The sequence below is a fragment of the Roseateles sp. genome (assembly GCF_031397715.1).
GTDB lineage: Bacteria > Pseudomonadota > Gammaproteobacteria > Burkholderiales > Burkholderiaceae_C > Paucibacter_A.
Genome location: NZ_JANNMI010000330.1, coordinates 1 through 24,445 on the forward strand (window position 1 = coordinate 1; position 24,445 = coordinate 24,445).

Annotated in this window: 18 protein-coding genes; 7 read left to right on the top strand and 11 right to left on the bottom strand. The window is 64.2% G+C overall.

What is annotated here, in order from left to right; all coding sequences use genetic code 11:
• Positions 1–135 precede the first annotated feature (135 nt).
• The 4 genes from RMO57_RS14395 to speB form a co-directional block, all read right to left on the bottom strand.
• Complete coding sequence (locus tag RMO57_RS14395) at positions 136–1,218, bottom strand: HD domain-containing phosphohydrolase (protein WP_310387741.1); 1,083 nt, start codon at positions 1,216–1,218, stop codon at positions 136–138.
• A 7-nt stretch (positions 1,219–1,225) separates the two neighbouring features.
• Positions 1,226–4,396 carry a PAS domain-containing protein gene (locus tag RMO57_RS14400; protein ID WP_310387744.1) on the bottom strand — a complete coding sequence of 1,057 codons (3,171 nt, stop codon included), beginning with the start codon at positions 4,394–4,396 and terminating at the stop codon, positions 1,226–1,228.
• Positions 4,397–4,428: 32 nt separating this feature from the next.
• Positions 4,429–5,631, bottom strand: coding sequence for an FIST signal transduction protein (locus RMO57_RS14405; RefSeq protein ID WP_310387745.1), 1,203 nt, complete (start codon positions 5,629–5,631; stop codon positions 4,429–4,431).
• Between the two features lie 124 nt (positions 5,632–5,755).
• On the bottom strand, positions 5,756–6,694 hold the full coding sequence (speB, locus tag RMO57_RS14410; RefSeq protein WP_310387747.1) for an agmatinase: 939 nt from the start codon (positions 6,692–6,694) through the stop codon (positions 5,756–5,758).
• A 126-nt stretch (positions 6,695–6,820) separates the two neighbouring features.
• Between speB and RMO57_RS14415 the strand changes: the two genes are divergently transcribed.
• Entirely contained in the window at positions 6,821–7,534 is a 714-nt protein-coding gene (locus RMO57_RS14415; protein WP_310387749.1) for a hypothetical protein, read from the top strand.
• Positions 7,535–7,579: 45 nt separating this feature from the next.
• Here the strand turns inward: RMO57_RS14415 and RMO57_RS14420 are convergent, their stop codons facing one another.
• The 4 genes from RMO57_RS14420 to RMO57_RS14435 all read right to left on the bottom strand — a co-directional run bounded on the left by RMO57_RS14420 (position 7,580) and on the right by RMO57_RS14435 (position 11,182).
• Positions 7,580–7,861, bottom strand: a complete 282-nt coding sequence (locus tag RMO57_RS14420; RefSeq protein ID WP_310387751.1) for an HU family DNA-binding protein — start codon at positions 7,859–7,861, stop codon at positions 7,580–7,582.
• A 299-nt stretch (positions 7,862–8,160) separates the two neighbouring features.
• Positions 8,161–8,916: a LytR/AlgR family response regulator transcription factor gene (locus tag RMO57_RS14425; protein ID WP_310387753.1), complete on the bottom strand. Its 756-nt coding sequence runs from the start codon at positions 8,914–8,916 to the stop codon at positions 8,161–8,163.
• On the bottom strand, positions 8,913–9,983 hold the full coding sequence (locus RMO57_RS14430; RefSeq protein WP_310387756.1) for a sensor histidine kinase: 1,071 nt from the start codon (positions 9,981–9,983) through the stop codon (positions 8,913–8,915). Before RMO57_RS14430 ends, RMO57_RS14425 begins: the two co-directional genes overlap by 4 nt.
• Positions 9,980–11,182 (bottom strand): CaiB/BaiF CoA-transferase family protein, encoded by a 1,203-nt coding sequence (locus RMO57_RS14435; protein ID WP_310387757.1) that lies wholly within the window; start codon positions 11,180–11,182, stop codon positions 9,980–9,982. Before RMO57_RS14435 ends, RMO57_RS14430 begins: the two co-directional genes overlap by 4 nt.
• A 182-nt stretch (positions 11,183–11,364) precedes the next feature.
• Here RMO57_RS14435 and RMO57_RS14440 point away from each other — a divergent pair, with 182 nt between their 5' ends.
• Both RMO57_RS14440 and RMO57_RS14445 read left to right on the top strand, forming a co-directional pair.
• The gene (locus tag RMO57_RS14440; RefSeq protein WP_310387759.1) at positions 11,365–12,993 is read left to right on the top strand and encodes a BamA/TamA family outer membrane protein; all 1,629 of its coding nucleotides are present in this window, start codon (positions 11,365–11,367) and stop codon (positions 12,991–12,993) included.
• An 85-nt stretch (positions 12,994–13,078) separates the two neighbouring features.
• Complete coding sequence (locus RMO57_RS14445) at positions 13,079–14,065, top strand: 2-dehydropantoate 2-reductase (RefSeq protein ID WP_310387761.1); 987 nt, start codon at positions 13,079–13,081, stop codon at positions 14,063–14,065.
• Between the two features lie 12 nt (positions 14,066–14,077).
• Here the strand turns inward: RMO57_RS14445 and RMO57_RS14450 are convergent, their stop codons facing one another.
• On the bottom strand, positions 14,078–14,452 hold the full coding sequence (locus RMO57_RS14450; RefSeq protein ID WP_310387764.1) for a hypothetical protein: 375 nt from the start codon (positions 14,450–14,452) through the stop codon (positions 14,078–14,080).
• An 883-nt stretch (positions 14,453–15,335) separates the two neighbouring features.
• On the bottom strand, positions 15,336–17,114 hold the full coding sequence (locus RMO57_RS14455) for an ABC transporter ATP-binding protein (RefSeq protein WP_310387766.1): 1,779 nt from the start codon (positions 17,112–17,114) through the stop codon (positions 15,336–15,338).
• 99 nt (positions 17,115–17,213) lie between these two features.
• Between RMO57_RS14455 and RMO57_RS14460 the strand changes: the two genes are divergently transcribed.
• The 4 genes from RMO57_RS14460 to RMO57_RS14475 all read left to right on the top strand — a co-directional run bounded on the left by RMO57_RS14460 (position 17,214) and on the right by RMO57_RS14475 (position 21,452).
• Positions 17,214–17,786: a GrpB family protein gene (locus tag RMO57_RS14460; protein ID WP_310387767.1), complete on the top strand. Its 573-nt coding sequence runs from the start codon at positions 17,214–17,216 to the stop codon at positions 17,784–17,786.
• 199 nt (positions 17,787–17,985) lie between these two features.
• Complete coding sequence (locus RMO57_RS14465; RefSeq protein ID WP_310387769.1) at positions 17,986–19,266, top strand: glycerophosphodiester phosphodiesterase family protein; 1,281 nt, start codon at positions 17,986–17,988, stop codon at positions 19,264–19,266.
• 429 nt (positions 19,267–19,695) lie between these two features.
• Entirely contained in the window at positions 19,696–20,970 is a 1,275-nt protein-coding gene (locus RMO57_RS14470) for a glutamate-5-semialdehyde dehydrogenase (protein WP_310387776.1), read from the top strand.
• Positions 20,970–21,452 carry a GNAT family N-acetyltransferase gene (locus RMO57_RS14475; RefSeq protein ID WP_310387772.1) on the top strand — a complete coding sequence of 161 codons (483 nt, stop codon included), beginning with the start codon at positions 20,970–20,972 and terminating at the stop codon, positions 21,450–21,452. The genes RMO57_RS14470 and RMO57_RS14475 overlap by 1 nt, the downstream gene beginning before the upstream one ends.
• A gap of 232 nt (positions 21,453–21,684) precedes the next feature.
• Here RMO57_RS14475 and RMO57_RS14480 read toward each other — a convergent pair whose 3' ends face one another.
• Positions 21,685–24,339, bottom strand: coding sequence for a PEP-CTERM sorting domain-containing protein (locus tag RMO57_RS14480; RefSeq protein WP_310387774.1), 2,655 nt, complete (start codon positions 24,337–24,339; stop codon positions 21,685–21,687).
• Positions 24,340–24,445: the final 106 nt, after the last annotated feature.

Genomic DNA, 24,445 nt, shown 5'->3' on the forward strand with positions numbered 1-24,445 from the left:
CAGCGAGAGCGCCGGCCAGCATGTCTTGGCCGGCGATATCGAGGCGCCCAAGGCCACCGCCACGATGGCGGCGCAGGTCTTGGCCTTTGTGCAGCGCTTGAAATAACTGTCAGCAGCAGCGCTGGCTGGCCAGCTTCACAAAGGGCTCAACAAGCTGTGCCAATCGTCATCGGTGAAGCGTTGGCGAATCTCCAACACCTCGGACCAGCGCTCGAAAAACACCGCCACGCAGGCCGGGTCGAAATGGCTGCCGGACTGGCTGCGGATATGGCCGGCCGCGGCCTCCAGCGACCAAGCCGGCTTGTAGGGCCGCGCCGAGGTCAGCGCGTCGAACACATCGGCCACCGCCACGATGCGGCAAAAAATCGGGATGGCAGCGCCGGCCAAGCCGGCCGGGTAGCCGCTGCCGTCAAACTTCTCATGGTGGCCCAGCGCAATCGATGCGCCGGCCTGCAGGATGCTGGAGCTGCTTTCTTTGAGGATCTCGTAGCCATAGGCCGCATGCTGCTTCATCAGATCGAACTCGGCCACCGTCAGCCGCCCCGGCTTGAGCAGGATGGCGTCACTGATGCCGACCTTGCCAATGTCATGCAGCGGTGCCGCCTGCAGCAGCAAGTCCTGCTCGGCCTCGCCCAGACCCAAGCCTTTGGCGATCAGCCGTGAGTAATGCGCCATGCGCAAAATATGCGCGCCGGTCTCGGGGTCGCGGTACTCGGCCGCCTTGGCCAGGCGGATCACCGTCTCGCGCTCGCGCTCAAGGATCTTGGCGGTGGCCAGCCGCACCTCGTCGGCCAGCCAGGCGGCGCGGTCGTCAAGCTTGCGGCGCATCTCGCTCATGGCCAACAAATTGCTGCTACGCGCCAGGAATTCAAGCTTGTCGATCGGCTTGGTCAAGAAGTCCGATGCGCCGGCATTGAGTGCCCGGTAACGCACCGGCTTTTGATCATTGGCGGTGATCATCAGAATCGGCACGCCGTCCTTGCCCGGCGTGGCGCGCAGGCGTTCGATGAACTGCACCCCGTCGAGTTCGGGCATCATGTAGTCGACGATGATCAGGTCCGGTGCGTGCTGCTGCGCCCACGCCAAACCCGCCGTCGCCGAGGCAAAGCAGGTGGCCTCAACACCGCCGAGCTTGAGCACCAGCGCCTCGAACAAGGCCAGGTTGATGTCGTTGTCGTCAACGATCAGCACCTGCCGTTTGGCTTGACTGTCACTCATATCGGTCCTATCGATCCTGTTTCACCGGCTGCGTTGCCAAGGCTTGCAATAGCTGCGCCACCTCGGCGCCGAGGCGGTCGATCAGGTCGCTCATCGCCTCCAGGCTGCCGCGCTCGGCAGCCGCTTCGATCTGCCTGGCGACGTCCGCTGCCGGGCGGGCGGAGAACATGCCCAAGATGCCTTTCAGGGCGTGCCCGCCATGCAACAGGGCTTGCAGGTCGGCCCCGAGCAAACCGTCCTGGAGCTTGGCCAGTTCCGCCGGCCAGCGCCGCACAAAAATGCTGCTGACGATGTTGATCACCTCTTGGTCAGCCGCCGCGAGCGCGGCGGCGTAATCGAAATCTGCTGTCGCCGCGGCCGGCTTTGGCATGCCATCGCTTCCTTGGTGGCTGAGCCGTTCGTCCAGATTCGGCACATAGCGTTGCACCATCAATTGAAACGCCTTCACGTCAAAAGGCTTGGAGAGATAGTCGTCCATGCCGGCGGCAAGGCAGAGCTCGCGGTCGGCCGCGGTGGCGCGTGCGGTCATGGCCAGGATGGGTGTGCGCGGCCGGTCCGCCGGCTCGGTGGCACGAAAGCGCTGGGTCGCCTCCAGCCCGTCCAGCACCGGCATCATCATGTCCATCAAGACCAGATCGAAGCGCCGCTGCGCCAGCCAATCCAGCGCCTGCTGGCCGTTCTCGGCCAAGGTGACCCGGTGGCCGCCCCGTTGCAGCAAGGCCACCGCCAGTTGTTGATTGACCGGATGGTCTTCCACCAAGAGCACCTCAAGCCCGCCGCTTGAGCGCGGGTCGGTGGCGGCCGCAACCAGGTCCGGCAGGGTCGAAGGCTTGCCCGGCGTCTGTTGCTGTGGTGCCAAGGCATAGGGCAAGGCAAAGTGAAAGCTGCTGCCGCGGCCGAACTCGCTGTCCACCCACAGCGTGCCGCCCATCGCCTCGACCAGGCGTGACGAAATCGTCAGGCCCAGGCCGGTGCCGCCGAAGCGGCGGGTGATCGAGCTGTCTTCCTGAACGAAGGCATCGAAGATCGAGTTCAGATTCGCTGCAGGGATGCCCACGCCGGTGTCGCGGATGGTGAACAGCACGCTGGGCGAGCCTTCGGTGCCGGCGGCCAGGCTGAGCTCCAGCGCCACCTCGCCATGCTCGGTGAACTTGATCGCATTGCCGACCAGGTTGATCAGAATCTGCCGCAGCCGGCCGGGGTCGCCCAACAAGGCTTGCTGGGGTAAGTCGGGTGCCAACACGCATCGCAGCGCCAGCCCCTTGTCATTGGCGCGCAAGGCCCGCGGCTTGTGGGTGTCGCGGTTGGTGGTTTCGTGGTCGATGGCAATCGACTCGATCTGCAGCTTGCCGGCCTCGATCTTGGAGAAGTCGAGGATGTCATTGATGACGCGCAACAAGGCCTCGGACGAGTCCCGAACCACCAGCAAATGCCCACGCTGTTTGGCATCGACGGCATCATCCAGCGCCAGCTCGGTCATGCCGATGATGCCGTTCATCGGGGTGCGGATCTCGTGGCTCATATTGGCCAGAAAGTCACTCTTGGCGCGGTTGGCCGCCTCGGCACCTTCTTTGGCACGGCGCAGCTCCTCGGAGACCAGTTTGGCGTCGCTGATGTCGGTCAAATAGCCATTCCAGATGATGCCGCCGTCGGCCGCGCGCTTCGGCTGCACCTCCCCATGCACCCACACCAGCGCGCCGCTGTGCTTGTGGCGCAGGCGAAAGTCCATCGCCAGCGCTGTCAGGCCAGCGGCCGCAGCGGCGAAGGCAGCGGACACTTCGGCCGCGTCGCGCGGGTCAACTTGATCCACCAGGGCTTGGGCATCGTTGACCAAATCCTGGGGGGCAATGCCGCAGATGCGCTTCAGCGCCGGGCTGCAAAACGGCACCGAACGCCTACCCGTGGGCGCGGTGTAAGCCTGGAACACCGCCACTGGGATGCTCTCGGTGATGTCGCGAAGCCGAGCGCCGGCCTCCTTCAGCTGAGTGACGTCTTGCCAGATGCCGCTGTAGATGACGGCGCCGTCGGCGGCCAAGTCGGCCTCGGGGCGAATTTCGGAACGCAGCCACCGCTGGCTGCCGTCGGGCAAAATAATTTTGTAATCATCGTGCCAAGGTCCGCGCACCCGGGCCGCGTGGAGCATGCCGCGGATGCAGCGCTGGCGGAATTCCGGCGCAATCTGCGCCATCGCCAGGTGGCCATCGGCCAGCAAGTCCGCGGGTTCCAGGCCGCGAATTTCCTTCAGGCGGTCGCTGACATAGCTGAACCGAATTTGGTTGCTGGTCAAATTCACTTGGCAGCGATAGAGCACGCCGGGCACCGTGTTGGTGATGTGGCGCAGCCGCGCTTCGCCGGCCTTGACGGCGGCCTCCATGGTCTTGCGTTCGGTGATCTCGGTGCGGATGGTGATGTACTGCTCGGGCTGGCCGGACTTGCCCTTCAACGGCACGATGGTGGCCTGCACCCAATACAGATGGCCGGCCTTGGCACGGTCGCAGATATCGCCGTGCCAGACCTGCCCAGCGGCGATGGTGGCCCAGAGCTCGGCAAAGAATGCCTCCGGATGCAGGCCCGAATTGATGCTGCGGTGGTTCTTGCCTAACAACTCGTCGCGACGGTAACCGCTGATTTGGCAAAACTTGTCGTTGACATAGGTGATCTCGCCGGCCAGATTGGTGATGCTGACGATGCCATGCTGGTCGAGGGCGAATTTTTGGTCGGCCAGCTCGCCCAGCGCGGTGCGCAGGTTTTGCTGGCTGACCTCGCGCTGGCGCACCAGCTCCGGCATCAGCCGCGACAGCGCTTCCAGGTCATTGTCGTCATGCAACACCGGCAAGGCGGCGTCGCTGGATTGCAACAGCTCCTGCGCCGTGGCGCGCAGCGATTCGATCGCGCGGGAGCGGCTGGCCAGCTCCTGGCGGATGCGCTCAAAGGCGCCGCTGAGCTCGACCGAGCTGAGCGCCAGGCTGCGGGTCTTCAGGTCGAGGTCGCGGTCGCTTTGCTCGTAGGCGCCGTCGACCCGCTCCAGCAAGCCGCCCAGGCCGCCCAGCAATTTAGCCGCCGCGGGCGACAAATCCGGCCGCTGCGCCAGCTCGTTCAACTCGGCCAGCAGCGCCGGCAACTGCTGCTCGTGGCTGCCCAGCATGCGTTTGATCTGGCGGGAGAGCAGCTTATGCATCGGCGCTGGCAAGGTGGGCTTGGGCAAGCGACTTAAAGGCGCTCACCGAGATAGGTGATGGTCATGGTTTGGTTGTGCAGCTTGCATTCGAGCATGCCGCCGAAGGGGCTGATCTCGCCATTGGAATAGAAGCCGGCGATGACGGCCGATTGCCCGAACACCTCGGCCACCGCCTCGACTTCCTCCTCGGCGCGCCCGCCCATCACCAGCTTGCGGCCGACGCAGCTGACCAACAGGCCAAGGCCCTGGGCCTGTTTAGAGCCCAGGCCCAGGCCCTGGGCCTGATCCTTGCCGCCAAGCCCCGCCATCTCGGCCGCTGCCGCAGCGGCTTGCGCGGCCGCTTCGGCGCCGCCGACCAACGCGTCGGTGCTGGCATGCATCAGCTTCAGGTAGCCGTCGGGGTCAATGTCGCCGGCCAGCGTCAAACTGCCGTCGTTTTCGTCCACACCCAGGATGGTGCGGATCAAACCGATCTCGTCGTGGTCGCGACCCAGCATCGCAAACGGAAACAGCAGGCCCGAAGCCGGCAGGTCACGGGCATAGTCACCGAGGTAGCGTTTGTAGACCGCCAACGCCGGCTCACCGTCGAGCTCAAACAGCACATTGCCGGCACAGCGGGTGACGCGCCGCGCCGGCCCGAACGGCGACCAGCCGCCCATGGTGCCGTGGGCAAACACCAAGGCCTCGCCATAGAGGCCGACACAAACCAGCTCATCCTTGTGGACGCCGCTTTGATTGAGCACCCAGGTTTCCTGGAACGCGGCCGCATCGCCGGCCAGCCCGCCGGTGATGCTGACGCTGCGCCCCAGGACCTGCGCCATGCCGGCGATCATGGCGCTGCCGTTGATGGCCACTCCTTGGCCCAGCACCAGCACCGCACGCAGTCCGGCCAACGGCAGCTGCTCGGCCAGGCGGCGCCCGGCGGCTTCGGAGTCGGCCATATCGGCGAGCCGGGTCGAGGCTTGCAGCGCGCGGCCGTCGGCGCTCTCAAAACGCAGCGCCGTCAACACGCAACTGCCGTCCCCCACACCATCGTTAGAAATTTCGCCGGCCGTGGAGCAGCCGATGCGCGGCGTGGCGGAGAAGCGCGCCGCCAAGGGCGCTGCAACGCGCTGCAACAACGGGATGGCACTGAACACCAATAGCAAACCGGGTGCCGGCAAGCCCGCATCCCAAGCGGCCAAGCGCTGTTCAATATCGTCATGCTCACGCAAGGTAATCTGTGTGACCTTCATGCAAGGCATCCTTTGGAGTGAAGCCGGCCCAGCTAAGCCAGAGCCGACGCATTTTGCATGACGCGCTGCATGCCGCAGCGGCAAGAGTAGACGGCAAAGCCAGCTTTTTCAGCGCTTTGCGCGCCTAGGTTGGCAAAGTTGTAGCGCCAGCGCTGAGCCGCCCGCACAGATAGGTCCAGACAAACTGCGCGGCAGCGTAACTGCTCAGCTCCGCGTGGTCATAAGGAGGCGCCACCTCCACGCAGTCCATGCCGACGAAGTTGAGTTGGGGCACCAACTCCTCCAGGATGCTGAAGACCTGATTGCTGCTCATGCCGCCGGGCTCGGGCGTGCCGGTGCCGGGCGCAAACGCCGGGTCCAGGCAGTCGATATCCAGGCTCAGGTAGAGCGGCGGGTGGCCATGCGCGGCCATCCGCTCGCGCACCTGCTGCAAGGCGGGGGCCAGTTGCGCCGCACTCTCCAGCCCGCGCAAAGCCCGCGCCGTGAAGATCAGGCCGCCTTGATCGGCCACATAGTCGCGTGCCGCACGCTGGCCGGCCGAACGGATGCCGAACTGCACAAAACACTCCGGCAACACCAGGCCCTCTTGCATCGCCTCATAGACCCAGGTGCCGTGGCCACTGGGCTCGCCGAAATGGTCGGTCCAGGTATCGCAATGGGCATCGAAATGGACGACCGCCAGCGGCCGGCCGAAATGCGCTTTGTAGGCGCGCAGCAGCGGCAGCGTGATCGAGTGGTCACCGCCCAGCCAGGCCATATGGTGCTGACTCAGCATCGGCGCGATCAGTGGCAGCATGGCCGCCCGCATCGCCGTCAGACTGGTATTGGGCAGAGCCAAGTCACCCAGGTCGGTCAGCTGACCCTCGGGCGTGGTGTCGAACAGCGGGTGGGTGCCGTCGCACAGCATATGGCTGGCTTGGCGAATCGCGCGCGGGCCGAAACGGGCGCCGGGCCGGTTGGTGACGCAGCCGTCCCAGGCCACGCCGGCAATCGCAAACGGCAGCGCCTGATGGGCGGCCACCTTCATGAAGGTGTTGTTACTCAGGAAAGCGAAGTTACTCATGCTCAGGTCTGCCGGCGGTGGAACAAGTGTTGCGATGGTAATGCTTGGCCCACCTGCGCGGGCGGCGCGGGTGCTGATGGGTACCTCGGGTAGAGTCCGCGCACCCTTGCCGCTACTTTGAACCCGATGAACAGACTGCACGCCGAACTGCACCGCCTTTACGCGTCCCACGCCCTGGCGACCGGCACCGTGGCGCCCGCCGCAACCAGCCTGGTTGATGCCGGCGGCTGCCTGCGAGCGGCGCTGCTGGAACTGGCCGGGCCGGCCGACTGGACGGCCTTGTCGGCGCTGTGGCGCGGCGTGCAGGCCGACCTGGACCTGCCCGCCCCGGCCATTGCCGTCACCGGGGTGGACGGCTATCAGCTCTGGTTCTCCTTCGCCGAGCCGCTGCCGCTGGCGCAGGCCAGCGCCTTTGTCGAGGCGCTGCGGCGCCGCTATCTGGCTGACGTCGCGCCGCAGCGGCTGCGGTTGATGGCGCCGCAGGCGCTCTTCATGGCCATGTTGCCGCCGCGCCAAACCCAGGTCGGCAGCGAGCATTGGTCGGCCTTTGTGGCCCCCGATCTCGCGCCCGTGTTCGCCGCCGAACCCTGGTTGGACGTGCCGCCCAGCCCCGAGGGTCAAGCCGACCTGCTGTGCCGCTTGGAGAGCATCAGACCCGCCGACCTGCGGGCGGCGCTGCTGCGGCTGGGGGCAGCCGCTTCGGCAGCGCCAAGCTCAGCGCCAAGTTTTGCGGCCAGCCTTGACCCCGAGAGTTTCTTGCTCAAGGTCATCAACGATGAGTCGGTCGCCATGGTGCTGCGCATCGACGCCGCGAAGGCCTTGCTGCAGGCAAAAAAATAGGCGCTCGTCACGCGGACGGCGCCTATTGACCGCAGCTGTGGCGGTTTACTTCTTGGTGTTCACGGCGTCCTTGAGGGCTTTGCCGGGTGTGAACTTGGCAACGGTCGCGGCCGCAATTTCCAGCGCCTCGCCGGTGGCGGGGTTTTTGCCGGTGCGGGCAGCGCGCTCGCTGACCTTGAAGTTGCCGAAGCCGAGGATGGCAACCGAGTCACCGGCGGCCAGCGCCTCGGTGATAGCGCTCAGCGCGGCGTCCAAACTGGCCGTTGCGGCGGCGCGGGTGGCGCCAGTCTTGGTGGCAATGCTTTCGATCAGTTCGCTTTTGTTCATCAGATATCCAGTGGGTGCAAATAGGTAAATCCCGGTGACGGGGCCGCGATTATCGGCCTTCTGGCCCGGGCGCCCGAAAACCAAGCGCTGCGGCCGGGCCGAGTCATGCAAAAACCGCCGATTACCGGCTCTGCGTTCAGCCGCATACCTGGGCGAGCGGCGTAGATTCAAGGCTTACTTTCGTTTGGTTCGCGGTTGGCTTGCGTTTGGCTCGCGTTTGTTTCGCGTTTGGTTCGCGGTTGGCTCGCCGGGCGATGCTGCGCCGCGCTGCACCAACGCATGATCGAGCGCCTGCAGGCTCAAGGCCGCGGCTCGGACAGCAGCGCCCGGTAGCCGCGCGAGACCCGTAACTTCGCACCCGAGCTGAGCGTCAACTCGGCCTCACCGCGCGGCAGCGATGCCAGCGCTTGGATATGCGTCGGGTTGACCGCATGCGAGCGGTGCACGCGCAAGAACTTGCCCTGCAAGGCCGGGTTAGCCAAAAAGTCGGCCAAGGTGTGGCGGTCCAGATGACTGCCAGCGGCGGTGTGCAGCTCGATGTAGTTGTCGGCGGCAGCCACCCATTCCACTTCGGCCAGCGGCAGCTTGATCAGGCCCTGGCCCAAACCGAGGCGCGCCGGCACCAACCAATGGCCGGCCACCGGCTGCAACTGCTGCAAGGCGCTGAGCAGGGCCATGCGCGGCTTCTCCGTCGGCATGTTTTGAGCAAGGCGCTGGCGCAAGCGCTGCACCGTTTCGCCCAATCGCTCGGCGGTAAAGGGCTTCAGCAGATAGTCGACCGCATTCAACTCAAACGCCTTCACCGCGTAGTGATCAAAGGCGGTGCAGAACACGCACAGCAGCTGCGGCGGCAGCGCCAGCGCCAACTCCAGCCCGCTCAGGCCGGGCATTTGGATGTCCAGTAGTGCTGCGTCCGGCTGGGTTTGTTGAATCAGCGTGAGTGCCTCGACGGCCTCGCCCGCCTCGCCCACCACCTCCATATCGGGCAGCGCCGTCAGCAATCGCCGCAGCTTGGCGCGCGCCGGCGGTTCGTCGTCGACGATCAGAATCTTCATGCCAGTTCGGCCGGCAAACGCAGGCTCAGGCAACTGCCGCCGCTCGGGTCGGCCGTTAGCATCAGTTGCGCCCGCTCGCCATACAGGCTCAGCAAGCGCGCTCGCGTGTTGGCCATGCCGACCGCGCCGTCGCGCTGATCGCGCTGAGGCGCCACGCCGCTATTTTTAACGCTGAGCAACAAGGCGCCCGCTTGAACCACGGCACTGACGCTGACCCGCACCGGCCCGCTGCTCTGCGCCACATCGTGGGTGATTGCGTTCTCGACCGGCGCGATCAAGAGCAGCGCCGGCAGCAAGCAGCGGCGCGCGTCCTCGCTGGCCTCAATCTGCACGCTCAAGCGCTCGCCAAAGCGCGCCTGCATGATGTTCAGGTAGGGCTCCACCAGGCTCAGCTCCTGCGCCAAGGTGTGGCGGGGGCTCTGCTGCGCCGTCAAGGCCTGGCGCAGCAGAACCGCCAGATCGCAAAGAATGCGGTCGGCCCGCGCCACGTCTTCAAACATCACCGATGAAATCAGGTTCAGCGTGTTGAACAAGAAATGCGGCTGAATCTGCTCGGTCAAGCGGGTCAGCTGCGCTTCGGCCAATTCGGCCCGCAGCTGCAGCAGCTCTTGTTCACGCCGGCGCATCGCCGCCATCATGTGCAGGCCGTGGCAGATCGCCACGATGAGGGCGTAGCTGACCAGGTCTTTGCCGGCCTCGTAGGCCAGAATTTCGGCCGCGCTGCCGGGTCGGTAGTCCAGGCCTGCCAAGGCATAAACGGCATAGCGCAGGCCGAACATGCCGCCGACATGCGCAAGCATGTACGCAGCGGCGCCGAGCAGGTGGCGGGCCCATAAGCGCAACCAACCCGGCCGGTTCAAGCCGGCCACATGCCAGCGGTAAATCAGCGGGCCCAGCAAACCCGTCATCAAGACGGAGCTGAGCTCCCACAGAAAAGGCTCCCAAGCATGTTGGCCACCGCGCGCCAGGTAATGCTGCAACTCGGCCAGGCTCAGCAGCAGGCCGATGGCCAACACGCAGGCGGCGTAGATCCAGCCGCCGCTGCGCCCTTGCTGCGTGCTTGTCATTCGCCCGTGCCCACCACGCCGTCGGCCAGCAGCGCAGCGATCGCGGCCTCGTCATAGCCCAATTGCCGCAGCAATTGATGGTTATGCTCGCCCAGCCGCGGCGGGCTCAGGCGCAGACCCAGGCGCTCACCGTTCAAACTCAGGGGCAGCAGCGGCACGCGGGTTGCGCGCCCGTCCGGCAGCGTCATCGTCGCCAAACCGCCGGTGGCCAGCAGATGCGGGTCGTCCATCAATTGCTCGGGCTTGGTGATGGGCGCGAAGGGCAGGCCCGCGGCCTCGAAGACGGCGGCAATCTCGGCCGCCGAGCGGGCCTGCAGGCGCCGGCGCAGCTCGGGCAGCATCCACTCGCGCGCTTGCACGCGCTGGTTGTTGCTGGCCAGACCTGCGTCGGCTTGCAAATCATGCATGCCGAAGGCTTGGCAGAAGATCGCCCATTGGGTGTCGCTGACTACGGCCAAAAAAATCTGCTCGCTGCCGGCCACGCTGAACACGTCATAAATTCCCCAAGGCGAGATGCGCTCGGGCATCGGTGCCGCCGGCTTGCCGGTAACGGCGAACTGCATCATGTGCTGCGCCACCAGGAAGATATTGTTCTCGAACAAACTGGCCTGCACCTGCTGGCCGCGCCCCGTGCTGTGGCGCTGCTGCAGCGCCGCCAGCACACCGATGGCGCCGAACATGCCGCCCATGATGTCGTTGACGCTGCTGCCGGCGCGCAGCGGGTCACCCGGCCGGCCGGTCATATAGGCCAGGCCGCCCATCATCTGCACCACCTCGTCCAAAGCGGTGCGGTGCTCATAAGGGCCGGGCAAAAAGCCTTTGTGCGAGACATAGATCAGCCGCTCGTTGAGCCGGCTCAACGCGTCATATCCCAGGCCCAGCCGCTCCATCGTGCCGCTCTTGAAGTTCTCGCTGAAGACATCGGCGCCGGCAACCAGCTTGAGCACAATCTCCAGTCCGCGAGGGTTTTTGACGTCGAGGCTGAGGCTGAGTTTGTTGCGATTGAAGAGCGGGTAGAAACCGGCCCCTGCGCCGAGCAAGCGGCGCGTGCTGTCGCCCTCCAGCGGTTCAACCTTGATGACCTCGGCGCCCAGGTCGGCCAGCACCATGCCGCAGGTCGGGCCCATCACCATGTGGGTGAATTCGATCACGCGCAGGCCGGCAAGCGGCAGGGCTTGTGGCTGACAGGGGGCGGGCATTTCATTCGTCATGACGCCGAGTATCTCGTAGTGCCTGCGCTTGTTCCTGGTCAAAGTACGCATGGCGGAATAGCGCGTAATAGGGCTAGCATCATTTGCAAGCCGGAGGAAACGTCATCATGGATTTGTGCACCTGCCCTGATCGCACAAGCAACGGGCGGCGACGCCGGCGGGGTTTCTTCTTGACATGCCTGGTGTTGGGGCTGTTGCGAGTGGCCGGCCTGCCGGCGATGGCCAACGCGCAAGCTGCCGGGCGCGACCCGCTGCCCAGCTTTGCCGAACTGGAAGCCGCCGGCGCCACCATCGGCGAAATCCGCGTGCTGGCCGAGGACATTTTTGACACCCGTGACCCGGATGAGGACAAGCTCTTGTTTCGCTGGGCCAATGCGCTGCATATCAAGACCCGGCCCGAGGTGATTCGGCGCTCGCTGCTGTTCAAAACGGGTGAGCGGGTGTCGCTGCGCTTGATCGAAGAGACCGAGCGGCTGCTGCGCAGCAAGCGCTATCTCCACGATGTGCAGCTGCGCCCCATGGCCTATCACGACGGCGTGGTCGACATCGAGGTCGTAACGCAAGACACCTGGTCGTTCGATCCCGGCCTGCGCATAAGCCGCTCGGGTGGCGCCAACGCCGTCGGCTTCCAGCTGAAGGAATACAACCTGCTGGGCAGCGGCACGGCGCTGTCGCTGGGGCATTCCCGCAATGTGGATCGCAGCAGCAATGAGCTGCAATTGTCCAGCGACCGCACTTTCGGCAGTTGGACCGCCGTGTCGCTGAGTCTGGCCACCAACAGCGACGGTCGGCGCCAGGCGGCTTCTATCGTCAAGCCCTTCTATGCCTTGGACTCGCGCTGGGCGGCGGGCGTGTCGGCGGTCAAGGATGACCGCATCGACGCTTTCTACAATGCCGGCGACATCGCCAGCCAGTACCGCCACAAACAAGACCTGGCCGAGGTTTTTGCGGGCTGGTCCAAAGGCCTGGAGAACGGTCGGGTACAGCGTTACTCGCTCGGTATCGACTACCGCGATGACGCTTACGCCAAGGAGGCCGGCTGGGTCGCGCCAACACCGCTGCCCAGCAATGAAAAACTGGTCACGCCGTTCCTGCGCTACAGCTTGATCGAAGACCGCTTTGACCGCCAGCTCAATCGCAACCTGATCGGCCAGCCCGAGTTTTTCGCCGCGGGGCTGGCTGCCACGGTCCAGCTTGGCTACGCCGCCAGCGGCCTGGGTTCCAGCCACTCGGCGCTGATTTATGCGGCGACGCTGAGCCGCGGCTTCGAGCCCGCGCCCAAACAAACACTGATCGCTTCGGGCTCGCTCGACGGGCAATATGCTGACGGCAAGATTCGACGTCAGCAGCTCAGCGGCCAAGCGCAGTATTACCTGCCGCAGTCGCCCCGTTGGCTGCTTTATGCAGCGGCGTCGGGCGCGCTGCAGACCAATCCGGAGCCGGTCGACGCTTTGCTGCTGGGCGGCGACAACGGCCTGCGCGGCTACCCGCTGCGCTACCAGAGCGGCAGCCGCAGCGCCCTCTTCACCGTTGAGGAGCGCTTTTACACCGACCTCTATATCTGGCGGCTGTTTCGCGTCGGCGGCGCGGCATTTTTTGATACCGGCAGGGCCTGGGGTGGCGTCAACACCAACAGCGTCAATCCGGGCTGGCTCTCTGATGTTGGCTTCGGCGCCCGCATCGTCGGTGCGCGCGCCGCCTTCAGCAATGTGCTGCATGTCGACCTGGCCTTCCCACTCAATGCCACGGCCGATATCAAAAAGGTGCAGTTGCTGGTCAAAACCAAGGCCAGCTTTTGAAGCGATCCTTGCCGGCACGCGTGGGTTGCAAGTGCGGTCTTCATGCGAGACTGCCTTGAATTTCAACGCACAGGCGGACTGGATCATGAAAATTTGCAGCGTCGGTGCCGGTGCCATTGGCGGCTGGTTTGCCGCCCATATCGGACACAAGCTGGGCAATGAAGTCTCGCTCAGCGCGCTGGCGCGCGGCGCCACGCTGGCGGCCTTGCGCGAGCATGGTTTGCGCATGGATTCCGCCAGCGGTGAGCGCGTCACGGTGCCGATTTTCGCCAGCGACAACGCCGAGGACTTAGGTCAGCCCGATTTGATCGTTATTGCCGTGAAGGGTCCGGGGCTGGCTGCCGTGGCGCCGGCCGTCAAGGCCTTGCTGGGCCCGCAGACGCGGGTCTTGGTGGCGATGAACGGCGTGCCTTGGTGGTTCTTCAATGGCCTGGCCGGCCCTTGCCTGGACTTGCAACTGCAGTCGGTCGATCCAGGCGGCGTGATTGCGCAGGCGATACCCGCCGAGCGCGTGATCGGCAGCGTCGTGCATGCGAGCTGCTCTGCCCCTGAGCCGGGCTTGGTCAAACACGTGATGGGTATGGGCCTGATCCTGGGCGACCCGGCCGGTGGGCGGCCCGCTCACCTGACCGAGCTGGCCGAATTGCTGGGCCGGGCCGGCTTCAATGCAACGGTGTCCGAGCGCATCCAAAAAGACATTTGGTACAAGCTCTGGGGCAATATGACCATGAACCCGATTTCGGCGCTGACCGGCGCCACCTGTGACCGTATCCTGGACGACGAGCTGGTGCGCGGCTTCGTCACGGCGGTCATGCTGGAGGCCGGCGCCATCGGTGAGCGCATTGGCTGCGCGGTGGACCAGACGCCGCAGCAGCGCCATGCCGTCACCCGCAAGCTCGGCGCCTTCAAGACCTCGATGCTGCAGGATGTGGAAGCCGGCCGGCCGCTGGAGCTGAATGCCTTGGTCGGCTCGGTGCGCGAGATTGGTCAGCACATTGGCTTGGCGACACCCTGTACCGATGCGATGTTAGGGCTGACGAGGTTGATGGCGCAGACGCGCGGCTTGGTCTGAGGCGGGCAAGGCTCAAGGCTCGTCGACGCCATCGGGTTCGATCTCCGGATTGAAGTGCCACAGGACCAAATAGTCGTCCCAATCGTCGTCGCCCGTGCACAGCGCCATCGATGACTGGCGCAGCAGCTGTCCGAGTTGTGGGTGCTCGTACAACTGGGTCTCAAGGGTGCGCCACAACCGCGCCCGGTCGGATGTCTTGAAGGCGAAGTTCAGGTACCGGCCCGCGTCCTCACCCTCGTCGGTCTTGGACCGGATGACGGCCGGCTCGCCCTTGACGATGGCCTCGACTTGTTCACGCAGCAGCTGCAGGTCCAGTTGGGGCGCTAGATCGGGGTGCACCTGAATCTGCAGCTCGGCCAGAGGGTGGGTGTCGGGGGTGGGGGTCATGGGCAGATGGTCGGACAGATTTGACGGTGAAAAGCGGTTGAAAAGATGGCGATGCCAATGTGGCGCCAGCGCCGGCCATTGACGGCCAAGGCAATGACAAAGGTGGCTTTCGCAGGGAAGTGCTTTGAGGGCTTGGGCGAGATTGTCTCGCGGACGCAGGGTGCCTGAGCGACCGGACTGGCTCGGGGCTTGAATCGCATGTTCAGGGGCGGAGGGTGAGGCTGATGGTGTGGGCTGTAAGCGGCTGAGCGCTTTCATAGCCCTTTCTTGTACAGAGCTGTTTTATCCCCTTCATCCAGGCAAAAAAATTTTCTCTGCGCCAATCTAAATCACCGCACAGCGATCTTGGCCTCGTGTGTCCGTTGGGCAAGAAATTTGAGCCAGGATGAAGGGGATAAAGGGGATGGGTGCAGAGTTGGCTTAGCGAGCAACGATCAGATGAGAAGCCGGGAATTCGTCCTGGAACCTTGCGGAAAATGGGATCTGGGAGACCTGACCCTCCGGCCTCAGCACTTCGCGAAATCCTTGGGCAATTCACCGGTTCACCCAGGTACCGCCAGCCGTGCGTATAAGACCGCAGAGCGAGAAAACAATTCAAACACGCCGAATCGGCGTGCTTCTCGAGTTGATGAAATGAAGTTCACCGCAGTCTCCTTTCACACATGCCGCCTTCCGGATGGAAGTGCACTTCAGTACGCAAGAACGGTCCAAAGCAATGGTTGTCAAAGCATTTCAAGATCCCTGCTCTTACACCGCCTTAGCGTGGCGGCGCGTGCGTTCTTCGAAGAGTCAGAGCGGGTGAGAGTTCCGTGAGCCAGACTGGCGCGGGCAAGCGTCGGGGGTATGCCCTCGGATAGGCCGCCCTGCAGCATGCTCAGCGCCATCAAATCACCTCCCCCGTCTGCAGCCGCCACAAGGCCGCATACGCCCCACCCCGCACAACTAACTCGTCATGCGTGCCGCTCTCGACAATGCGGCCATGCTCCAGCAGATGGATGCAATGCGCCTGCCGCACGGTCGACAAGCGGTGCGCGATCACCAGCGTCGTGCGGCCCTGGCTGACGATATTCAGCGAGCGCTGAATGGCGGCCTCGGTTTCGTTGTCGACCGCACTGGTCGCTTCGTCCAGGATCAACAGCGGCGGATTCTTCAGAATCGCGCGCGCCAGGGCCAGGCGCTGGCGCTGGCCGCCTGAGAGTTTTTGCCCGCGCTCGCCGATGCGGGTCGCAAAGCCCAGCGGCAGGCGTTCAATGAACTCAAGGCTCTCGGACAGCCGCGCCGCCTCATGGATCTGTGCGTCACTGGCCTCGGCCATGCCGTAGGCGATGTTCTCGGCGATCGTGCCGTCGGTCAAAAAACTGTCCTGCGCGACATAGCCGATCGCACGCCGCAGATCCTGCAGATTCAGCTCGGCGATCGGGCGGCCATCAAACAAGATGCGGCCCTGCTGCGGCTCGTAAAAACGCAAGAGCAGCTTGACCAGGGTGGACTTGCCCGAACCGGTGCTGCCGACAAAAGCCACCGTCTGGCCGGCGGGCACCTGGAGGTTCAGATCTTGCAAGGTCGGCTGCTCGGCATAGGCAAAACCAACGCCCTCGAAGCTCAAGGCGCCGCGCGCCTGTTCGACCGGGAAATGCTCGCCCTCATAGGTAATTTTGATTGGCGTGCCCAACAGGCCCAAGGCGCGCTGGGCGGCGGCCATCGAGCGCTGGTACATATCGGCCACCTCGGCCAGCCGTGTCATCGGCCAGAGCAGACGCTGGGTCAAAAACACCAGCACCGAATAAGCGCCGACGGCCAGCTCGCCGTGGATGGTCAACCAACCGCCGTACAGCAAGGTGGCGGTGAAGCCGGCCAGGATGCCCATGCGTATCACCGGCGTGATGGCGGAGCTCAGGCGGATAGCGGCCGCATTGGCGACGCGATAGGCATCGCTGGCCTGGGCGATATGGGTGGCCTCCAGCGTCTCGGTCGCGAAGGCTTTGATGGTGGCCAGGCCAAGTAAATTGTTATTCAAGCGGGCCGAGACATCGCCGGCCGCCTCGCGCACCACCGCATAGCGCGGCGCCAGGCGCTTCTGAAACCAAAACGTACCGAACAAAATCAGCGGCACCGGCAACAGCGCCACCACCGCCAGGCCGGGCTGCAAGGCGAAGAACACCGCGCTGACCATGATGGACGAGCAGACCACCTGGATGATCTGGTTGGCGCCGCCGTTCAAAAAGCGCTCCAGTTGGTTGATGTCGTCGTTCAGCACCGACATCAAGGCCCCGGTGCGTTGATTTTCGAAGTAACTGAGTTCGAGTTTTTGCACATGGCCATAGGTATCCAGGCGCAACTCGTGCTGGATGTTCTGCGCCAGACCGCGCCATTTCAGCTCCAGCAAATACTCAAAACCCGACTCGCCGATCCAAACCGCGATATTCAGCGCACCCAAGAACAAGAGCTGCTGCCAGGTATCGGTGATGCCGAAGTTGACCAACAGGTTCTTGGCCAGAAAGCTCTGCTCACCGCGCACCACCACGTCCACGGCGGCGCCGATCAGCACCTCGGGCAGGATGTCGAAGAACTTGTTGATAACGGAATACAGCGTGGCCAGGCGGATATCGCGGCGGTGGCCGCTGGCGTAGGCGAGCAGTTTCTTGAAGGGATGTGTGGTCATGGGCACGAAGCGTACCGCAGCCAGGGCGGCCGGCATTGCCGCGCAGACCACGACTGAACTGCGCTCTAATTTGGCGCTAGGAACGAAAAGGAATCGGCCGTGACACAAGACGAATCGCTTCAACTGGCCATCCACGAGGAGGTGAGTTTGTGTGCCTACCAGGCCGAGTGGCCGGCCATGTTCGAGCTCGAACGCGAGCGATTGCTGGCCGCTTTGCCCGGCATGCTGCTGGATGTCCAGCACTTTGGCAGCACCGCCGTGCCGGGCTTGGCAGCAAAGCCCATCATCGACATCCTGGTCGGGGTGGCGTCCATGGCCAGCGCGGATTCTCTGCTTAAAGACCTGACGAACGCAGGCTACTCCAGCTCGGCCGAGTTCAATAGCACGCTGGTGGATAGGCGCTGGTTCATGCGGCATGCAGATGGGCGCCGAACTCATCATCTGCATATGGTGGTCTTGGGCGGCGCCGAATGGTGCCGCCGCCTACGCTTCCGAGATGCTTTACGCGCCGACCCGGAACTCGCCGACCGGTACGCGATGCTCAAGCGGAAATTGGCGCTTGCGCATGCTGCCGATCGGGAGCTATACACAACGGCAAAGACCGATTTTGTGGCAGCGGTCTTGCTGCTGCTTGAACCTGCCTGCATGGCGCCTCGTCCATATGCCGCGTGATCTGGTCGAGCAAGTGGCGCCGGCGCTGAACGCCCATATGCGGCGGATGGAGAGCACACCGGCGATTGCCCAGTACTACGCCAAGTTCGCTGCCTAGTAAGCTCAGCGCGCCAGCATCCGAATGGATGCTGTTGCTTAATTTGCTTGTCATGTGGGTGGGCGATGCTGATATGTCGCGCAATGTCCAACAGGAACCCACATGAAAATGCATGCCATTTCAGCAGCGCTGTGCGCGCTGGTCGCCGCCGCTGCGACCTCGGCTCAAGCTTTTCCAGCCAAGGACATCAGCCCGCTGCCGGCCAAGCTTTGGAACACCCTCAGCGGCAAAGCGCCCATCGTTATCGGTCATCGCGGCGCGTCCGGCTATCGCCCCGAGCACACGCTGGAAGCCTATAGCCTGGCGATCGCTCAAGGCGCCAACTACATTGAGCCCGATCTGGTGATGACCAAAGACGGCGAGCTGATCGCCCGTCACGAGCCGCTCTTGGCACGGGTGAACTTGAACGCCGATGGCAGCATCAAGATGGTCAACGGTGTACCCGACCTGCACCGCACCGACAGCAGCACCAACGTCTGGGAGCAGGCCAAGTATGCGAACCGACTGACGGTCAAGACCGTGGACGGCGTCAAGATGGGCGGCTGGTTCGCCGAGGACTTCACCGCCGCCGAGATCCGCAGCGACATCCGCGCCCAAGAGCGCCTGCGCGATCTGCGCCTGGGCAATAACGCCCATAACAACCAGTATGTGATCCCGACGCTGCAAGAGGTAATCAAACTCGCCAAGGCCAAGTCGATTGAGACCGGCCGCGTCATCGGCATCTACCCCGAGACCAAGCACCCAAGTTACTTCAAGAACTTCAGCGACGCCAACGGCCTGCAAAGGATGGAGGACAAGCTGGTGGCCACGCTGCACGCCAACTACGGCAATGACGCCAGCGCGCCGGTGTTCATCCAGTCGTTTGAAGTTCAGAACCTTGTCTACATGAACGGCAAGACGGACATCAAGATCGCGCAATTGCTGAATGGCAGCGGCAAGCCTTTTGACGATGGGCGCAGCTACGCCGAGCTGGCCTCGGCCGCCGGGCTGGACACCATCATGACCTATGCCGATGGCGTCGGATCGAACACCAATCTGATGATCTCGCTGGTCGGCGGCAAGCTGGGCACCCCAACCCAGCTGATCGCCAACGCGCACCAGCGCGGCCTGACCGTGCATGGCTGGACCTTCCGGGCCGAGAACGCCTTCCTGCCGAACGAGTTCGACAACGGCCTCGACCCGGCCGCTTATGGCGATATGGCCGGCCAGATCAAGGCCTTTGTGGAGCTGGGCATGGATGGCTTCTTCACCGACCAGCCTGACCTGGGCGTTGCTGCCGTGGCCGCGCTGTCGGCCGTGCCTGAGCCGCAGACCTATGCCTTGATGTTGGGCGGACTGGTGGGCGTGTTGAGCTTGGCAAGGCGCCAGAAGCGGGCCAAGTGATGGGCGGGGCGACGGCCCCGTTGATTTCACTGAAGGCTGCCAAGTCTGAAAACGAAAAGCGGCTGAAACAACAACGCGCCCATCCCCTTCATCCTGGCTCAAATTTCCTGCTGCATGGACTCGCGAGGCCAAGACGTCGAATGGACTTTTTGCAAAGCGCAAAACTTTTTTTGCCTGGATGGAGGGGATGAAGGGGATGAAGAGGTGCGGTTTTTCGCGGCACTTGGCAAAACTTGACCGTCAGCGCTTGACCGTGACGACCTTGCCCTGAGGCGCCGTGCGAGCAGTCGGTTTAACGGCCGATGAGAACGGCTCTTTTCATCTCCCGGGGTACTTGAACGCCGACATCGAGCGCCGTTCAACAAGGACTTCATGGATTGCAGTTCGGCATCGGTGAAAATGCCCGCCATGAACTCACCTAGCCCCGCTCTGAATGCCCTGACCCAATACATGGACGGCGTCGGCATTGCCGCCCGCAGTGCGGCCGCCTTGATGGCCGCCGCCCCCACCGCCGCCAAGAACAAGGCCCTGCTGGCGCTGGCCCGCCGCCTGCGCGCTAGCGGCCCAGCGCTGAAGGCCGCCAATGCCAAGGATCTGGCTGCGGCCAAAGCCGCCGGCCTCAAAGGCCCGCTGCTGGACCGCCTGAAGCTAACGCCCGAAACAATCGCCACCGTCGCCGAAGGCTGCGAGCAGATCGCCGCCATGCCCGACCCGGTCGGCGAGATCAGCGGCCTGAAGCGTCGCCCCAGCGGCATCAGCGTCGGCCAGATGCGCGTGCCGCTGGGCGTGTTCGGCATGATTTACGAAAGCCGCCCCAACGTCACCATCGAGGCCGCCTCGCTCGCCATCAAGAGCGGCAATGCCTGCATTCTGCGCGGCGGCTCGGAAGCGCTGCACTCGAACCTGGCGTTAGCGGAGTTGGTGTCGGCCGCCTTGCAGGAAGCCGGCCTGCCTCCCACCGGCGTGCAGCTGATCAACACCACCGACCGCGCCGCCGTTGGCCTGCTGATCACGGCACCTCAGCATGTCGATGTGATCATCCCGCGCGGCGGTAAAAGCCTGATCGCCCGCATCAGCGCCGAGGCCACCGTGCCAGTGATCAAGCATCTGGACGGCAACTGCCACACCTATGTCGACGCCGAGGTCGACTTCGGGCTGGCGCTGACGGTGGTGATCAACGCCAAGACGCAAAAATACAGCCCCTGCAATGCGACCGAGTCGCTGCTGGTGCACGCCGAAAGCGCGCCGGACTTTTTGCCGCACATCGGCGCGGTCTTGGCCGAAAAAGGCGTGGAGATGCGCGGCTGCGCCCGCACCTTGGCCTTGCTCGGCCCCTTGCCGGGCGCCCAGGTGAAGGCGGCGACCGAGGCCGACTGGAGCGAGGAATATCTGGCGCCCATCATCAGCATCAAGGTGGTCGACAGCCTGAACGAGGCGATTCAACACATCAACCGCTACGGCTCGCACCACACCGATGCGATCCTGACCACCAATCATGCGAGTGCGATGCGCTTCTTGCGCGAGGTCGATTCGGCCAGCGTGATGGTCAACACCAGCACCCGCTTTGCCGATGGTTTCGAATACGGCCTGGGTGCCGAGATCGGCATTTCGACCGACAAGCTGCATGCCCGCGGCCCCGTCGGTTTGGAGGGTTTGACTTCGCTGAAGTGGGTGGTGCTGGGGCAGGGCGAGGTGCGCGGCTGATGGTGATGCGGATTGAGCTCGACGATCTGACCCGCCCGCAGGTGCATGCGCTGTTGGAGGAGCACCTGGCGCACATGTTTGAGCTGTCGCCACCCGAGCAAGTGTTCGCGCTGGATCTGGCCAAGTTGCGCGTGCCGGAGATCAGCTTTTGGACCGTCTGGGACGGCGAGCAATTGCTGGGCTGCGGTGCGCTGAAAACACTTTCGGCCACGCATGGCGAAATCAAATCGATGCGCACGCCCGCCAAGATGCGCGGCAACGGTGCCGGCCGGGCCGTGCTCGTACACATCATTGCGACGGCACGGCAACGCGGATATCAGACGCTCAGTTTGGAGACCGGCACGCATCCGGCCTTCGAGCCCGCGCACCGGCTTTATCGCAGCCAAGGCTTCCAAGTGTCGGGGCCGTTTGGGGACTACCTCGTTGATCCACACAGCGCTTTCATGCAGCTGCGGCTTGAGCAAGCGGATGACCCGGCCTGAAAAGGCAAAACACGGCGGCATTGCCTAAACCAAAAACTAATCGGCGTCTGATCAGCACCCATCCCTTCTATCCCCTTCATCCTGGCTCAAAATTCCCGCTCAAGAAGACGCAAGGCTAGTTTGTCTTCAGGCGCTTCGACTTGAGTCCGGAGTAAAACTTTTCTGAGCCAGGATGCAGGGGATGACAGGGATCAATCAAGGCATTCCGACTGCTGTGGTTCAGCCTGCCGGCCTACGCCGCGCGGCGTCGCTTGGCGATGGCGCCGAGCCCGAGCAAGCCCGCCAGCATCAAAGCAAAGCTGCCCGGCTCGGGCACCGCAGTGACCGAAATCGTGCCGCTGCTGTAGAGCTGGCTGTAGTCCAACTGCGTGCCTGCCGCCAGCATGAAGCCGCTGGCGTCGATGCTCTCGAAGCTGCCGCTGCCGCTGCCCCAGTCGAACAGATCAAAACTTTGCCCGGCTTGCGCCACAAAGCCGTTCCAGGACTTCAGCGTCAGCTTGCCGCCAAACTCCAGATTGCCGCCGACCGACAACTGGTCAAAACTGCTGTCCAGCAGCGGCGCGCCCGGTGCGCAACTGTCAGCGGTGCAGGCACTGATGCCGCCGATATCGGCCGCATAGTTGTTGCTGTCGGTGAAGGTGACGGGGTTCTCGATCGCGGCATAGCCCGGTGAGTTGCCGAGGTCCAAGCCGCCCTCGAAGGACAGCCTGCCGGCGCCGACGACCTTGGCACCGGCTTGCAGCAAGACCGCGCCGCTGAAGTTCGCGACCGCGTCCGCGCTGACGCTCAACTCGGCGCCGCTCTGCAGCTCCAGTGCGGCGTAAAAACTGGTGTTGCCGCCGCTCAGCATGATCTGGCCCTGATTGCTGAGCCGGCCCGCATGCAGCGCGCCAAAGCCGCTGATGCTGGCGCCTGCCGCGTTCAGTAGGTCATGGCCCTGGTTGTCGAAGCTGCCGCCGGCCAGTTGAATGCGCCCGGCATTGCTGCTCAGGCCCTGCTCGACCAGCAGCTCGGCGCCGGCGCCGGCCAGCAGCAGGCCGCCATTGGGGCTGACGATGCGGCCGGCCAGGGTCAGCTTGCCGCCGCGCGCTTCGATCACGGCGATGGGGTCGATATTGGAGATGTCGTTATTGACCGTGCCCTGGCCCTGGATCAGGCCGTGGTTGCCGATCTGGCCGCCGCTCAACAGCGCGCTGTCGACGCCGAGCAAGATCTGACCCCGGTTGACAAAGGTCCGCTCGATATGGGTTTCGCCCCCGCCCACCTCCAAGCGGCCGCGGTTGGCGAAGGCCGAGGCGATGCTGCCGTTGCCGCTGATCGTGCCTTTCGTGCCGTTCAAGAGCAGGCCGTCTCCGACGACCAGGCCGCCATTCAGGCTCAGCGTGCCACGATTGTCCAGATCGGCGCCTTCAAGGCTCAAGCTTTGCTCGCTCGCCAGCTCCCAAGTGCCGGTATTGATATTGGCACCGCTATTACTCAAGATCAGCTTGCCGTCAGCCTGACGCAGCGTGCCTTGGTTGCTGAAGCCGCCGCTGCCGCTGAGCCGCCCGTAGCCGCTGAGCAGGCCGCTGTTGACCCATTCGCTGCTGCCGCTGAGGGTGCCGCCGTTCAGGGTCAAGGCCGCGAAGCTGAAAACTCCGCCGCTCAGATTGATCTCACCTGAAGCGCCGATCGTGGTGCCGAGCGCGCCACCGCTGACGAAGCCGCCGTCCTGGATATTGAGCATGGCCCGACCATTGGAGCCGATCCACAGGCTTTGCCGGTTACGCCATTCCGAACCGGCGCCGCTGACGGTGACCTCGCCGTCCGAGCCCGCGAATTCACCGATAGACCCGTCGTCGTTATTGATCGCGGCACCGGACAGTATCTGCAGTCTGCCCCGGCCGGACTCGCCCACCGACATGCTGCCCTCGTTATTCCAGCGGCTGGCGCCGCCGAGGGTGACCAAGCCATCGCCGCCGCTTTCTCGCCCGATGAAACCGGAGCGGCTGTTGACGATGCCGCCGCCGTCGAGATCCAGCTGTCCATAGCCGAAGTTGCCCACCGAGATATCGCCCGTCACCGTCCAGGTGGAGCCGCTGCCTCTGACCAACACCGCCCCCATCGCGCCCACCTGTTTGCCGAGGTAGGCATCTTGAGAGTCAACCGTGGCGCCATTCAGCACCTGCAAGCTACCCAGGCCGGCATCCCCGACGGTCAGCCAAAGGCTGCTGCGCCAGCCCGAGCCGGCATCCTGGACAAACACCGTGCCCTGGCTACCGGCAGCCGCGCCAATGCTGCCGTATTCGTTCAGCAGGCGGCTGCCCGATGCAAGCACCAGCGTGGTGCTGGTTTGCCCGCCGACATTGAAATGATCCGCCGATCTGTCCAGCGTGACCTTGTTGATCAGCGTCAGCGCGCGTGAGTCCAGGCCGTCCAGCGGGCCGGTCATCAACAGGCCGGCGCTGCCGCCGTCCCACAGCTGCGCGGCCTCCAGCCGCAAGCCCAAGTTGAGCGTTTGCAGATTGCCACTGCGGTTGGTGATGTTGCCGGCCGACCCCAGGGTGTTGCCCCCCAACACAAAGGCACCCGCGCCGGCGGCGAAGCTCATCTCATTGACGGACAACGCCTCATAGTCATTGTGGTTGAGCAGGCCTAGCGGGCCCTGGAAGACCAGGCTGTCGCCATTGGCCGGCGTGGCGGCGAACTCGTCCGTCTGAATCCAGTTGCTGAGCGGGTGGGGGAGGAGAGACGATGGCGACTGGCCGATGGCCGACCAATTCAGGTCGGCCAGACTGCCTCGCCAAGTCAGTGTGGCCGCCTGAGCCGTGCCCAGGGCGGCCAAGGCGATGCCCATGGCTATTTGCAGCGGCAGGCGACGGAAGTTGGCTGAGGCAGAGCGGTTCATGGCGGGGCGTCCTGTTGGGTGTTGCCGGTTGGCGAGAGGGGGTTTGCACTTTTGCTCTGCCCTCTTGCTTAAGACGTAGTCCAGCGGCCAGCGCGACAGCCTTTGC